Here is a 12,990-nt window from a genome sequence, read left to right on the forward strand (position 1 = left end):
CAGCTATCCGCTTATGAGAACGCGGGAGGACGGGCGCAGAAGTTTTTGAAGCTGACGGAACGCCATGCCGCCTTTACCGACCTGACCCCCGCCATTCTCAACGAGTTTATCAGCCGGATTGAAGTGCATGAGCGCGACCAGAAAAGGGCGAGATACGCAATCCAGCACATCAGCATATATTTCAATTATATTGGCAAGTTTGAGAACGAAGTGACACAGCTTGCAGAGCCGACCGAGCAGGGAATCCGGCAAATGCGGGAGGAAATCGAAGAAGCCAAAAAGGAAAAGAGCCGCGCCTACCACCGGCAGTATTCAAGGGAGTACCGGGCGCGAAACCTTGAAAGGCAGCGGGAGTATGACCGCATGAAAGCGCGGGAATACCGGGCAAGGAGAAAGGCGCAGGCAGCCGCCGCACAGCCCACACAGTAAAACAGAATAACCGTCAACCAAGAGGGATTTTCCGAACTACGGGAAATCCCTCTTTTGCGCCCAAAGAAAGGAGCCGCCTATGGCAGAACAGACCCCCGACAGTATCATCACGACCCAGAGGAACGGGCAGACCATTGTTGCGGAGTTATTTTTCAATCACAGCAGCACAGAAACATTCCGCGACAAGCTGCTCAAACTGGTGCTTGCCGACAGCTCGCGTTTATCCGCGTCTGACGGTCAAGAGCCGGAAAAAACAGAAATCTTGCGATAACAGCCGCCCCGACGAACCATTCCCTGTCCGGGCGGTTTCTATTTGAAAATCCTCATTTTCCCCAAGTCAAGAGCCGGGAAAAACACCCGAAAAATGCCCCTATTGCGTAACAGGGGCGCAGAAAGGAGAGTTTATGAGAACAGGGCTTACGAAGCAGGAAAAGACCACCGATATTTGGTTTGACGAGAAAGACCCCCTTATCCATATCCGCACCCACAACACCGACTTAAAGAAGCGGCTTGCCGCCTACGCCGGACAGCACCCCGACCAGTGCCGCCAGACCGACGCAGACCCCGAAACGGGCTGCATGGAGTTTGATATTGCAAAGGGGCGTTTCTCTTTCCGTCTGACCGCCCCATACAGCGAAGAACGGAGGAACGCCGCCAGCAAAGCGGCAAAGAAACATTCCGGCAACTTGACACACCCTATTCAAAAAGATGTGCTATAATTTTTTTGAAAAAGTTTCGGATTAGATGTAGTATTTGCCGCTGAAACCGTAGTACATAGGTGAAGCCCGAAAGGAGGCGGTGAGATGATAGACGACGAAAAAATCATAGAAATGTTTTTTGGACGTTCAGAACAAGGCATACGAGAGCTGGATATAAAATACGGAAAGGTCTGCCACAATCTTTCCTACCATATCGTAGGCAGCAGACAAGACGCGGAGGAATGTGTAAACGACGCTTATTTAGGCGCATGGAACGCCATTCCCCCGGCACGACCTAACCCGCTGCTATCTTATCTTGTTAAAATCGTTCGGAACATTTCACTCAAAATCTATTGGAGAAGGGAAGCAGCCAAACGGAGCAGCCATTACACGATTGCTTTGGAAGAAATTGAAGCCTGTATAGCAGCCCCGAATACAGTAGAAGCAGAAATCGAAGCCAAAGAGTTAGCCCGTATCATTGAAGCATTTTTAGACACGCTGACTACCGAAAACCGCGTTATTTTCATGCGCCGCTATTGGTTTTCCGACAGCTATAAGGACATAGCCGAGTTTATGGGGCTTTCAGAAAAAAACATTTCTGTCCGGCTGACCCGTATCCGCGAGAAGATGAAGCAATATTTGATTGAAAGAGAGGTATTCGTATGAACGCAAAGAAGTTTTCCGACGCTATGAGCGAGCTTGACACAAAATATGTCGATGAAGCCCTTAACTACAAAAAGAAAGCAAAGAAACCCGGTTGGGTTAAGTGGGGAGCTATGGCGGCTTGCTTTGCAGTAATTGCTGTTTTAGGCGTAGGCGTATTTCAAAATGGATTGTTCGGGAACAAAACTGACATTGCCACTTTGGACAACGGAAATGAAATCATCTTTGTAAAATCGGAAACTGCTGGCTCAAGCATTGACATTGACGGGACTATAACAACAAGGCAACTTACGGAAACGGAAGCTGCATCTCTTTTTCCAAACTTGACCGTTACAGCTCATGCAGTTTTTCGTGTTGATGATACTGTTTCCGACAGCAACAAAGAATTGATTGGTTTTGAGGGAAAAATCGAAAATGCCAAAGTGGTAATATCTACAACGGATATAGCACTACTTGATACGAAGATTGTAGGAAGTGAAGAAAGTAGCGAAGTAAATGGCACAAGCGTGACGGCAGGATATTTTGTAACAGACCGGAACAGCGTGGGAGAACAGAATGTAATTTACTATGCGACCTTTAAGTTGGGAGATAGCACCGTATATGTTGAAAATGCGGGTGCAAAAACTGAAAGCGAAAGTGTGAAAAACGATTTGGCTACCATTATCCAAGAGCTGATAAATAATGGTGCGCTTGACCTAAGTTCTTTCAACGGATAACCCCATGAAAATTTAATACTACCATCAGGACAGCCGAGCAAATCGACTGTCCTTTTTCTATGTCTACGGACAGAAAGGAGCGACCACCCATGATGAAACCGAGAGAGAAAACCCGCGAGGAATTGCAAGCCGAGATTGAGGACGGAAAGAAGAAAATCCAGCAGTTTGAGAACCGGGAAAAAATGTTGCGTCAGAAGCTATCCAAAGAGGAACGCAGAACGCGCAGCCACCGCCTTATTGTCCGGGGCGCGGTCTTTGAAAGCGTTGTGCCGGAAGCAAAGAACATGACCGACGAGGAAGCCACAGCACTTCTCCGGCTTGCCTTGACGAGTGAACCAGCGCGGGAATATCTGAAAAAACGAGCCGAGGGAGCGACAAGCTGAAAATCCCTTAGGAACTAAGGGCGCACTTATACACCCTTACGGGCGTGTGCGCTCTGCCGAGGGCTTGTCTCCGCACAGGGAGATTTCCCCGCGCTCCGATATGGCGGCTTTGCCGCAACAAGGGGCTGCACCCCTTGCGCCGCTTTGCGGCTATCCCTGCACACCCACAAAAACAGTACACCCGCCGTTGGCGTCTGTACCATTTTTGCGGGTTTTATTATCCTATCCGGGAGGTGATACCCATAGCCATTTACCATTGGAACATCGGCATTGTGAGCCGAGGAAAAGGCAAATCAGCCGTTGCCGCAGCCGCCTACCGAAGCGGCGAAAAGCTGACAAACGAATGGGACGGAATGACCCATGACTACACCCGCAAAGGCGGCGTTGTCCATACAGAGATCATGCTGCCGCCCCACGCGCCACCCTCATTCTCTGACCGTTCAACCTTGTGGAACAGCGTGGAGCTTTACGAGAAAGCCGGGAACGCCCAGCTTGCGCGTGAGATTGACGCAGCGCTCCCCATAGAATTATCCAGAGAGGAACAGATCCGGCTTGTCCGGGAATACTGTTCCTCTCAATTTGTTTCCAGAGGAATGTGCGTTGATTATGCCATTCACGACACCGACAAAGGCAATCCCCATTGTCATATCATGCTGACCATGCGACCACTTGACGAGCGCGGCGCATGGGCGGCGAAGTCCAAAAAGGAATATGACCTTGACGAAAATGGCGAGCGTATCCGCTTGCCAAGTGGCAGATACAAAACCCACAAGGTTGACCTTACAGGCTGGAACGACAAGGACAACACCCTCTTGTGGCGCAAGGCATGGGCTGACTTTACCAACGACTTTTTGGAGAGGAACGGAAGCCCGGAGCGTATTGACCACCGCAGCAACGCCGAGCGCGGCATTGACGAGATACCCACCGTCCACATGGGCGTGGCGGCTTGCCAGATGGAGAAGAAAGGTATCGCCACCGAGAAAGGCGCACTGAACCGCAGTATTCAAAAGACAAACCGCCTTATCCGGGAAATCCGGGCGCAGGTTAGCAAGCTCAAAGAATGGATTGCCGACCTGTTCAAAGTGTGGGAAACCGCCCCGAAGCAGCCGCCGCAATCTCCCAACCTTGCAAATCTGTTGATGAAGTATTTGAGCGTTCAGAGAGAAAAGAGCCGGAAGTATTCGCAGCGTTGGCAACAACAGCACACAGCCGATGAACTGAAAACCATAGCGGCAGCGGTCAACTATCTCTCCGAGCATGGCATCTCTAATCTTGACGAGCTGGACGCTTCCCTTTCCTCTGTCAGTGATGAAGCCTTTTCTATCCGGGAGGGAATGAAAGCCGCCGAGCAGCGCATGAAAGAGCTGCAAAAGCTGATAGAGAACGGAGAGAATTATTTGCAGTACAAGCCCATTCATGCCGAACTGAAAAAGCTGAAAAACGGCTGGACGAACAAACGGGATAAGTATGAGGAAGCCCACCGCGCCGAGCTGACCTTATGGAACGCAGCAAGCCGCTATCTCCATGCAAATCTGACAGATACAAAGACGCTGCCTATCTCCAAATGGAAACAGGAATACGCCGACCTCAAAGGGCAGAGAGATACCGACTACACCAAACTGAAAGCTGCCCGCGCCGAAGTTGCCGAGCTTCAAAAAATCCGCAAATGCGTGGATATTGCACTCCGCGCCGACCAGCCGGAACAGACACAGAACCGCGCCAAGCGGCATGAACAGGAGCGATAAAGGAAAGGACGGGCAAGCGGTTTTGCCTGTCCGTCCTAAATGTTTTCCGATAAAATGGACGCTATTGATTCCTAATATTAAAACCAACTTGCTCTTTCGTCCCTAAATTCGGGCAGGTCACTATGCTCATAAGGATTATAATTATTCAAATTGCAGCCAAACTCTTTCAATGATTTTATTTTATTATCCTTTGTCCATTCAACCAGGGAAATTCCATCAAATTCCTCTATGCTCCCATTGTTCATTTCATTTTTGAAATACCACTCCACAATCGTCTGATTTCCTTTGTGGAAAAATTGTTTGATTTCCCAAGCAACGACTTTGCCACGAGTATTCCATTCCTGAAACCAGTGTTTTACGATTTGACGGTTATTATATTTTGGACCCCAACTTTCAGTATAAATTACATCTTCTGCAAAAATATTATCAATACCTAAATCCTGTTTTGTAAGCCACATTTCAAACCATAAGTGAATATTTTTTTCTCTTTCATTCACAATCCAGCACCTCACTAACTTCCGATTTTTCGGTTTCATTCTACATCAAAACTATGAACAATTCAACCACAGAAAGAGAGGTATCAGCCATGTATTACACCCAAGAACAGATAGACCACGCCAACCAAGCCGACCTTGTTTCTTTCCTGCAATCACAGGGCGAGCAGCTTACCCGCGCCGGGAACGAGTACCGCTGGAAACGGCACGACAGCTTGACTGTCCGGGGAAACAAATGGTACAGGCACAGCCAGAGCAAGGGCGGCGGCCCCGTTGACTTCCTCATGGAGTTTTTCGGAAAGAGCTTTACCGAAGCCGTTGAACTTCTCACAGGAGAGAAAGGCGCAGCCCCACCGCCGGACAGCCCCGCGCCCCTCTCCGACTTCCGATTGCCGCCCCGCAGCCCCACCGCCGAACAAGTGAAAAGGTATCTTACCGAAGCCCGCCGCATTGATGAAGATGTGACGGGCTTTTTCATTTCCAGCGGCGATATTTACGAGGAAGCCGCCCATCACAACGCCGTATTCGTCGGCAGAGATGAAAGCGGCATACCGAGATACGCCCACCAGCGCGGCACAGCCGGGAGCTTCCGGCTTGATGTGAAAGGCAGCGACAAAGCCTTTAACTTCTGCTACCGGGGCGAGGGCGAAAGGCTGTTTGTCTTTGAAGCACCGATTGACCTTTTATCTTTCCTCTGCCTGTTCAAAAAGGAATGGCAGAAACAAAGCTACCTTGCACTGGGCGGCGTGGGAGAAAAAGCCCTGCTGCGTTTCCTCTCTGACCGTCCGAACATCAAGACCGTTTACCTCTGCCTTGACAGCGACCAAGCCGGAAACGACGCTTGCAGCCGCCTTGTGGAGCTTATGCCGGAGGGCTTGACCGTCCACCGTCTTATTCCCCTTTTCAAAGATTGGAACGAGGTGCAGACGCGCCGGGGAGAAATCGCGGACGGGAAGTATATCCGGGAAGCGATTTACGGCTTGAAAGAGCCGCCGCAGGAAGAAACCGTTGAGATTATCCGTATGAGCGAGGTGGACACACAGACCGTTGAATGGCTATGGGAGCCGTATATCCCCTTTGGGAAAGTAACCATTGTGCAAGGCAATCCCGGCGAGGGCAAGACCACCTTTGCCCTACGCCTTGCCGCCGCCTGCACCACAGGGGGAACGCTGCCGGGAATGAAGCCCTTGCCGCCATTCCAAGTGATTTACCAGACCGCCGAGGACGGGCTGGGCGATACCGTCAAGCCCCGCTTGATGGAAGCAGAAGCCGACCTTGACCGTGTACTTGTGATTGATGAAGCCAAGCGGGAGCTTACCCTGTCCGACGAGCGCATAGAGAAAGCAATCGTACAGAACGGGGCGCGTCTGATTATCCTTGACCCCATACAGGCGTATATGGGCGACAAAGCCGATATGAACAAGGCAAACGAGGTACGCCCCATTTTTCGCCGCCTTGCCGAAGTTGCGGAGCGTACCGGGTGCGCCGTTATCCTTATCGGACACCTGAACAAAGCCGCCGGAGGACAGAGCGCATACCGGGGTTTAGGTTCTATTGACTTCCGCGCAGCCGCCCGGAGCGTGCTTCTTATTGGGCGCGTAAAGCGTGAGCCGAATGTGCGCGTTATCATTCACGACAAATCTTCCCTTGCGCCGGAGGGAAAGCCCGTAGCCTTTTGCCTTGACCCGGAAACGGGCTTTTCGTGGATAGGCGAATACGACATCACCGCCGACGAACTGCTGTCCGGCGCGGGCGGCAACAACGCCACCAAAACCGAGCAAGCCGAAAGGCTGATACTTGACCTGCTTGCAGACGGGAAAGAGCTTGCCAGCGAGGAGATTGTAAAAGCCGCAGCCGAAGCCGGAATATCCGAGAGGACGGTACAGACCGCCAAGCGCAACATGGGCGGCATTTTAGGCGCAAGGCGTGTCGGCGGTCAATGGTACAACTTCATCAAGAAGAAGCAGCCACCCGAACCCGCAAGCTGAAAGTGCAAAACGCAGACCCTTTGCACTTTGCACTTTCGCACTTTCACGATAATTTGCGTCAATAACTCAAAAAAGCACTTGACAAAACGCTTCATGGGGCAAGCCGGAGGACATCAAGCCGTACACGGATCCGGAGTTCTCTAACAACGTCATCCTGACGCAGACGGAGTTTCTGACCATGAACAGCCGTCCCAAGCAGCCGAAATATGCCCGCAACAAGAACATCCTCGTCATCGGAGGATCCGGCTCAGGCAAGACGCGCTTTTTCGTGAAGCCAAATCTGATGCAGATGCACAGCAGCTACGTTGTCACCGACCCAAAGGGTACGGTGCTGGTGGAGTGCGGCAAAATGCTTGAAAAGGGCGGCTATGTCATCAAGTCGCTGAACACCATCAATTTCCGGAAATCCATGCACTACAACCCGTTCAGCTACATCCGCAGCGAGAAGGACATCCTCAAGCTGGTCAATACGATCATCGTCAACACGAAGGGAGATGGCGATAAGTCCGGCGAAGATTTTTGGGTGAAGGCGGAGAAGCTGTACTATACAGCCCTCATTGGTTACATCTGGTACGAGGCACCCGACCACGAGAAAAACTTTACTACCCTGCTCGAAATGATCAATGCCTCGGAAGCCAGAGAGGACGATGAGACCTTCAAGAACCCTGTGGATGTCATGTTCGACGAGCTGGAAGCCCGCGACCCTGACCACTTTGCGGTCAAGCAATACCGCAAGTACAAGCTGGCGGCTGGTGATATATGCTCTAAGTGACTTCTTAATCATGATTTTGTCATGGTTAGTAAAGCAATCACTTAGAGCATTTTTGTTTCAGGAGGTACAGCTATGAGAAACGAAAAAATCACCCCACTGTACGAGCGCCTGAGCCGGGACGATGAGTTACAGGGCGAGAGCAATTCCATATCCAACCAAAAACAGATGTTAGAGGATTTTGCCCGCCGGAATGGGCTGCCCAACCCTACGCACTTTACCGATGATGGTATCTCAGGCACTCGTTTTGACCGCCCCGGATTTTTGGCGATGATGGAGGAAGTGGAGGCAGGGCGTGTAGAGGCAATCGTCATCAAGGACATGAGCCGGTTAGGACGCGACTATCTGAAGGTCGGTCAAGTTATGGAGGTTTTGCGGCAGCGAGGCGTTCGTCTGATTGCCATCAACGACGGTGTGGACAGTCTGAAAGGTGATGACGATTTTACCCCGTTCCGCAACATTATGAATGAATTTTACGCCCGTGATACCAGCCGGAAAATCCGCTCTGTGTTTAAGTCAAAAGGCATGAGTGGCAAGCACCTGACCGGCACTGTGATTTACGGCTACTTATGGGACGAAAAACGGGAGCATTGGCTGGTAGATGAGGAAGCCGCCGAAGTGGTACGCCGTATCTTCTCCCTCACGCTGGAGGGATATGGGCCTTATCAGATCGCCTGCAAATTATCCGCAGACCGGATTGAAATTCCTGTCGTACACCTTGCCCGCTTCAACGAAGGTGTGAACCGTTCAAAGCCGGTCAAAGACCCCTATGGATGGGGATCATCTACCATTGTGAACATCTTGAAAAAGCGAGAGTATTTAGGGCACACCATCAATTTCAAGACCCGCAAGCACTTTAAGGACAAGAAAAGCCACTATGTTTCTGAGGACGAGTGGACGATCTTTGAGAATACCCATGAAGCCATTATCGACCAGCAGACCTTTGATTTGGCGCAGAAAATCCGCAGCAATGTACGGCGTTATCCAAACGGCTGGGGCGAAGCGGCTCCCCTCACAGGCTTGCTCTATTGTGCCGATTGCGGCGGCAAGATGTATGTCCACCGCACCAACAATGGCAAGCGGATTTCTCAATATACCTGTTCCAATTATACCAAAGTTCCGTGTGGGACACTATGCCCTACACAACACCGTATCAATGAGAGTGCTGTTCTGACATTGGTTTCTGACACGCTCCGGGCTATCGCTGAATATTCCAGAAATGACCGGACGGAATTTATTCACACCGTTCAGGAAACGCAGATTGCTCAACAGAGTGCCGATATATCGAAAAAGCGCAGGCGTCTGGCTGCTGCCCAAAAGAGAGCCGGAGAACTGGAAAAACTGATTTGCAAAATCTATGAGGACAACGCCCTCGGCAAGCTGCCGGATGCACGATATAGGGCGCTTGATGCACAGTATGCCAAAGAGCAGGATGCACTTGAGATTGAAATTGCAGAGCTGGAAAAGGCTGTTACCGGCTATGAGCAGAGCCAGAAATCCGCAGAGAAATTTATAGCCCTAATTGATAAGTATGAGAATTTTGACACTCTGACAAACACCATGCTCAACGAGTTTGTAGAGAAAATCCTTGTCCACGAACGCGCCCGAAAAGGCAGCCAGGACACCACGCAGGAAATTGAAATCTACTTCAATTTTTTAGGGCGCTATATCCCACCATCCTTACAGCCGGTTCCTTTAACCCCGGAGGAACAGGAAGAACTGCAGAAAAAAGAAGAACGCAAGGACAGGCTTCATCAGAATTATTTGAAGCGGAAAGCCAGCGGCGCACAGAAACAGTATGAGGACAAAATCAAGGCGAAGAAAAAAGCGGAAATGGACGCTAAGAAAGCCCTGATCCGGGCTGAGGATATGAATAAAGGTGTTTTTTCTACTATCGGTCAGCTACCAAAAGAAGAACCGCGCAAAGGCAGCATAGCAGCCAGCGCAGCAGTCTAATCATCACGAAGCAAAGGAGAATGAATATGAGTAAGTTGACTTACATTCGTTGTGGAGATTATGATATACCCAACCTAAAACTTTCTGAACCGCCGGAAACTTCTATTGGCAAGTACGGCAGGATGCGAAAATCCTACCTGAAGGAACATCGCCCCATTCTCTACAACCAACTACTGATGAGCGAGAAGCTGTATCCGCACCTGATAGAGATTGACCGGACAACGCAGGAGCGTATGGACACCATGTTACCTCACATGATGGAGGCTGCGGGTGTCACTGAGGAACTAAAAGCCTGTGACCCTATGCGTTGGGTGGGGCTGATGAACACATTAACGGCACAGATTGAGGAAATTTTAATCAGGGAACTGATTTGCAGCTGAATGGGAGGTGTGGGAAATGCTGACCTTTGAAAAGGTTCTGGAAGTGTTTCAGGCATATCTGGATGATGATTCTCTGTATGAGGTGGTGCAGACCAGCCACGGTTATACATTGATGGCATGGGAACCTCACCGGAATGACTGGTACAGCGCCGAAATACAGAAAACCCCGGAGGATTTACGGAACGCTTTGTTGGGTACATACGCCAACTTTCTGGAAGATAAGATTACTGGAAATGACCGTGACCTGACTGTGACAGAAACCGGAGAAATCCAGCAGAGGTGCCGGGAACTTTTGGAAAAGTGCAGGGAAACATGATACAGAAACGCCAGAAGGAGGCCGCGATTATGCGTCCTCCTTCTGCTTCGCAGTCTGTTCCATTTTGAGCGCCCCGTCTATGGCACCTTCGATAATCGGCAGGTATTCTTCAGGGCAAAGCTTCAGCTTATGGCTGACCCGCTGCCGCTGTGCGCTTTCTTCCCGCATGATCTCCGGGTTAAAATATCGCTCTACGGGAAGTCCGCAGACCTTAATCAACTGGATCATCACAGGCAGGCTCGGAATCGCACCTTGATTCTCAATGTTGGCAAGATACCGCCATTCAATCCCAACCATTTCTGCCAATGTTTTTCGTGCCAGACGCTTTGCCTCTCGTGCGGCTTTGACATCCGCACCGAAGGTTTCAAAACCGGGACAATCTTCAACTTTCGCCATATAACATCACCCGGTTACATTGTATAATTCATACTTTGCCTGTGGAATGTTGCTATATGAAGGTTAGTTGAAGTTTATAATTCATATTCTATTTGTTGCATTGTTCGAGAAAGAGAACTATAATGTACTCTGTGGAGGTGCAGAATGGATTATATGACACTAAAAGAGGCCGCCGAAAAATGGGGCGTGACCGCACGATGGATAAACTATTACTGCACTGCGGGTCGCATCCCCGGTGCTGTAAAAATGGCGACGATTTGGCTGATTCCGAAAACTGCGGAAAAGCCGATTGATGGTCGGACAAAAAGAAGAAAGGGAGATAAGCATGAAAAAAATACTGCTGGTTGAAGACGACCCCAATATAGTGTCCTCCCTTACTTTATTTATGAAAAATGAAGGCTATCTGGTTGACAGTGCAAATGGACAACAAACTGCTTTACAGAAAATAGATCAGGAACAATACGACATTATCCTTTTAGATATTTCGTTGAATGATGGAAATGGTTTTAGCACTTGCTCAGCAATTAAGAGCCAAAAAGACATTCCCATTATCTTTCTGACCGCAGATGATGATGAATTTAGTGTTGTTAGCGGTCTGGAATTGGGTGCAGATGATTATATTTGCAAGCCGTTCCGCCCAAGAGAATTATTGGCAAGAATCAACATTGTGTTGCGCAGAAAAAATGGAAAAAGTGAATTTCTGTCTTGTAAAGATATTACAGTTGATGTTCAAAAGGCGGTTGTCCGAAAAGGAAATACAGAGCTATTCCTTTCGGCATTAGAATACCGTTTGCTGTTGGTGTTTTTGCAGAATCCGGGTGTTGTATTTTCAAGGAAAAAACTACTTGAAATGATTTGGGATGTTACAGGTGATTTTATTAGTGACAACACATTGACTGTCTATATGAAAAGATTGCGAGATAAAATTGAAACAAATCCACAAGAGCCGGAAATTCTTTTGACTGTTCGCGGGCTTGGGTATAAGGCTGGTGAATAACATGGATTTTTTACGAAACAAGGAAGTTCGATTGCAAATAATGCTCTGTATTGGTGTGACGGTGATTGGGAGTGTTTTAAGCTATTTCTTTTGCATGAAGTTCTATTGGGTTACATTTTTAACTGGCTGCGCCATCACCGCTATTTCCCTTATATTCACATATCGCCGCTATATGAAGATTTCTTCTTTAAGTCAGGATATTGATAGACTATTACATGGTGAAGAAAGTATTCGTTTTGACGATTATGGTGAGGGAGAGTTAGCTGTTCTGGAAAATGAGATTTCAAAAATGACATTACGGCTTTTAGCGCAATCGGGACAGCTGCAAAAAGACAAAAAATATTTAGCGGATTCTTTGGCGGATATTTCCCACCAATTAAAGACACCGCTGACTTCTCTTGAAATATTGAATGCTGCGCTTTCACAAGAAGGTATTGATTTCGAACAGCAATCTTCACTATTGCATGAACAGTTATTACTGTTGTCACGTATGGAATGGCTGATTGACGTTTTATTAAAGCTGTCGCGTCTTGATGCAGGGACAATCAAATTCGAAAATAAGTCCTTTCCTGTGGAAAAATTAGTCCAGCAGGCAACAGCGCCATTTGATATCATGCTGGATATTAAAAATATTAAAATGGATATTTCAGATATAGAGGAAATTCAACTATACGGGGATATCAAGTGGCTTGCAGAAGCTTTGTCTAATGTTGTAAAAAATTGTATTGAATCTACTTCCGATGGAGGACAAGTAAAAATCAGCGCTGAAGAAAATGCCATGTATGTGAAATTGTGTGTTATCGATAGCGGAACAGGCATAGCGGAGGAAGATATTCCACACTTATTTGAGCGTTTCTATCGAGGTAAGAACTCCGGCAAAAACGGGGCGGGGATTGGCTTGGCCTTAGCAAAAGCGATTATCACGCAGCAGAACGGAAGGATTATCGCTGAAAACATAATGCCATGTGGGGCAAAATTTACAATTTTCTTTGACAGAGGGGTTGCATAATGCAATCCCTTTTTTGCAAAGTGACATTTTTGTAATGAAAGCGTAATAATA

Annotated in this window: 16 protein-coding genes and 1 pseudogene; 15 read left to right on the plus strand and 2 right to left on the minus strand. The window is 48.6% G+C overall.

Features of this window, described 5'->3' with window-relative positions; translation table 11 throughout:
- From WMO24_RS12940 to mobQ, 7 genes are all read left to right on the plus strand, one after another.
- The coding region (locus tag WMO24_RS12940; RefSeq protein WP_349216839.1) for a DUF4368 domain-containing protein at positions 1-429 on the plus strand (429 nt) is incomplete at its 5' end.
- 79 nt (positions 430-508) lie between these two features.
- Positions 509-700 (plus strand): transposon-encoded TnpW family protein, encoded by a 192-nt coding sequence (locus WMO24_RS12945; RefSeq protein ID WP_006060444.1) that lies wholly within the window; start codon positions 509-511, stop codon positions 698-700.
- A gap of 133 nt (positions 701-833) precedes the next feature.
- Entirely contained in the window at positions 834-1,148 is a 315-nt protein-coding gene (locus WMO24_RS12950) for a hypothetical protein (RefSeq protein ID WP_055185911.1), read from the plus strand.
- An 84-nt stretch (positions 1,149-1,232) separates the two neighbouring features.
- The gene (locus tag WMO24_RS12955; protein ID WP_349216840.1) at positions 1,233-1,793 is read left to right on the plus strand and encodes an RNA polymerase sigma factor; all 561 of its coding nucleotides are present in this window, start codon (positions 1,233-1,235) and stop codon (positions 1,791-1,793) included.
- Positions 1,790-2,506 (plus strand): hypothetical protein, encoded by a 717-nt coding sequence (locus tag WMO24_RS12960; RefSeq protein ID WP_055185912.1) that lies wholly within the window; start codon positions 1,790-1,792, stop codon positions 2,504-2,506. Before WMO24_RS12955 ends, WMO24_RS12960 begins: the two co-directional genes overlap by 4 nt.
- A gap of 89 nt (positions 2,507-2,595) precedes the next feature.
- Positions 2,596-2,889 carry a DUF3847 domain-containing protein gene (locus WMO24_RS12965; RefSeq protein ID WP_349216841.1) on the plus strand — a complete coding sequence of 98 codons (294 nt, stop codon included), beginning with the start codon at positions 2,596-2,598 and terminating at the stop codon, positions 2,887-2,889.
- A 233-nt stretch (positions 2,890-3,122) separates the two neighbouring features.
- On the plus strand, positions 3,123-4,634 hold the full coding sequence (gene mobQ, locus WMO24_RS12970; RefSeq protein WP_349216873.1) for a MobQ family relaxase: 1,512 nt from the start codon (positions 3,123-3,125) through the stop codon (positions 4,632-4,634).
- 77 nt (positions 4,635-4,711) lie between these two features.
- Here the strand turns inward: mobQ and WMO24_RS12975 are convergent, their stop codons facing one another.
- Entirely contained in the window at positions 4,712-5,131 is a 420-nt protein-coding gene (locus tag WMO24_RS12975; RefSeq protein WP_055059684.1) for a nuclear transport factor 2 family protein, read from the minus strand.
- An 89-nt stretch (positions 5,132-5,220) separates the two neighbouring features.
- Between WMO24_RS12975 and WMO24_RS12980 the strand changes: the two genes are divergently transcribed.
- The 5 genes and pseudogenes from WMO24_RS12980 (at position 5,221) to WMO24_RS13000 (ending at position 10,537) form a co-directional block, all read left to right on the plus strand.
- Positions 5,221-7,116 (plus strand): AAA family ATPase, encoded by a 1,896-nt coding sequence (locus WMO24_RS12980; protein ID WP_349216842.1) that lies wholly within the window; start codon positions 5,221-5,223, stop codon positions 7,114-7,116.
- 85 nt (positions 7,117-7,201) lie between these two features.
- Positions 7,202-7,870, plus strand: a pseudogene (locus tag WMO24_RS12985) (type IV secretory system conjugative DNA transfer family protein); the annotation flags it as partial.
- Between the two features lie 90 nt (positions 7,871-7,960).
- Positions 7,961-9,841 (plus strand): DUF4368 domain-containing protein, encoded by a 1,881-nt coding sequence (locus tag WMO24_RS12990; RefSeq protein WP_349216843.1) that lies wholly within the window; start codon positions 7,961-7,963, stop codon positions 9,839-9,841.
- A 26-nt stretch (positions 9,842-9,867) separates the two neighbouring features.
- Entirely contained in the window at positions 9,868-10,221 is a 354-nt protein-coding gene (locus tag WMO24_RS12995) for a TnpV protein (RefSeq protein WP_317422793.1), read from the plus strand.
- Between the two features lie 16 nt (positions 10,222-10,237).
- On the plus strand, positions 10,238-10,537 hold the full coding sequence (locus tag WMO24_RS13000) for a hypothetical protein (RefSeq protein ID WP_317422794.1): 300 nt from the start codon (positions 10,238-10,240) through the stop codon (positions 10,535-10,537).
- Positions 10,538-10,564: 27 nt separating this feature from the next.
- On the opposite strand, the gene WMO24_RS13005 is transcribed toward WMO24_RS13000, so the two are convergent.
- Positions 10,565-10,933 (minus strand): helix-turn-helix transcriptional regulator, encoded by a 369-nt coding sequence (locus WMO24_RS13005; RefSeq protein WP_055214719.1) that lies wholly within the window; start codon positions 10,931-10,933, stop codon positions 10,565-10,567.
- 144 nt (positions 10,934-11,077) lie between these two features.
- On the opposite strand from WMO24_RS13005, the gene WMO24_RS13010 reads away from it, so the two are divergent.
- Genes WMO24_RS13010 through WMO24_RS13020 form a run of 3 tightly spaced genes read left to right on the plus strand, consistent with a single transcriptional unit; the run spans position 11,078 to position 12,939 of the window.
- A complete protein-coding gene (locus WMO24_RS13010) occupies positions 11,078-11,281 on the plus strand; it encodes a helix-turn-helix domain-containing protein (protein WP_055303499.1) in 204 nt (67 codons plus the stop codon).
- Positions 11,259-11,930, plus strand: a complete 672-nt coding sequence (locus WMO24_RS13015; protein ID WP_349150051.1) for a response regulator transcription factor — start codon at positions 11,259-11,261, stop codon at positions 11,928-11,930. Before WMO24_RS13010 ends, WMO24_RS13015 begins: the two co-directional genes overlap by 23 nt.
- A 1-nt stretch (position 11,931) precedes the next feature.
- The gene (locus WMO24_RS13020) at positions 11,932-12,939 is read left to right on the plus strand and encodes a sensor histidine kinase (RefSeq protein ID WP_070101742.1); all 1,008 of its coding nucleotides are present in this window, start codon (positions 11,932-11,934) and stop codon (positions 12,937-12,939) included.
- Positions 12,940-12,990: the final 51 nt, after the last annotated feature.

The sequence above is a fragment of the Ruthenibacterium intestinale genome, assembly GCF_040096265.1.
Taxonomy (GTDB): domain Bacteria; phylum Bacillota; class Clostridia; order Oscillospirales; family Ruminococcaceae; genus Ruthenibacterium; species Ruthenibacterium komagatae.

Coding starts and splice junctions, on each gene's coding strand:
- WMO24_RS12945 (WP_006060444.1), top strand. CDS start 509: ATGGCAGAACAGACCCCCGACAGTATCATCACGACCCAGAGGAACGGG.
- WMO24_RS12980 (WP_349216842.1), top strand. CDS start 5,221: ATGTATTACACCCAAGAACAGATAGACCACGCCAACCAAGCCGACCTT.
- WMO24_RS12960 (WP_055185912.1), top strand. CDS start 1,790: ATGAACGCAAAGAAGTTTTCCGACGCTATGAGCGAGCTTGACACAAAA.
- WMO24_RS13015 (WP_349150051.1), top strand. CDS start 11,259: ATGAAAAAAATACTGCTGGTTGAAGACGACCCCAATATAGTGTCCTCC.
- WMO24_RS13010 (WP_055303499.1), top strand. CDS start 11,078: ATGGATTATATGACACTAAAAGAGGCCGCCGAAAAATGGGGCGTGACC.
- WMO24_RS13000 (WP_317422794.1), top strand. CDS start 10,238: ATGCTGACCTTTGAAAAGGTTCTGGAAGTGTTTCAGGCATATCTGGAT.
- WMO24_RS12995 (WP_317422793.1), top strand. CDS start 9,868: ATGAGTAAGTTGACTTACATTCGTTGTGGAGATTATGATATACCCAAC.
- WMO24_RS12965 (WP_349216841.1), top strand. CDS start 2,596: ATGATGAAACCGAGAGAGAAAACCCGCGAGGAATTGCAAGCCGAGATT.
- WMO24_RS13020 (WP_070101742.1), top strand. CDS start 11,932: ATGGATTTTTTACGAAACAAGGAAGTTCGATTGCAAATAATGCTCTGT.
- WMO24_RS12990 (WP_349216843.1), top strand. CDS start 7,961: ATGAGAAACGAAAAAATCACCCCACTGTACGAGCGCCTGAGCCGGGAC.
- WMO24_RS12950 (WP_055185911.1), top strand. CDS start 834: ATGAGAACAGGGCTTACGAAGCAGGAAAAGACCACCGATATTTGGTTT.
- WMO24_RS12955 (WP_349216840.1), top strand. CDS start 1,233: ATGATAGACGACGAAAAAATCATAGAAATGTTTTTTGGACGTTCAGAA.
- WMO24_RS13005 (WP_055214719.1), bottom strand. CDS start 10,933: ATGGCGAAAGTTGAAGATTGTCCCGGTTTTGAAACCTTCGGTGCGGAT.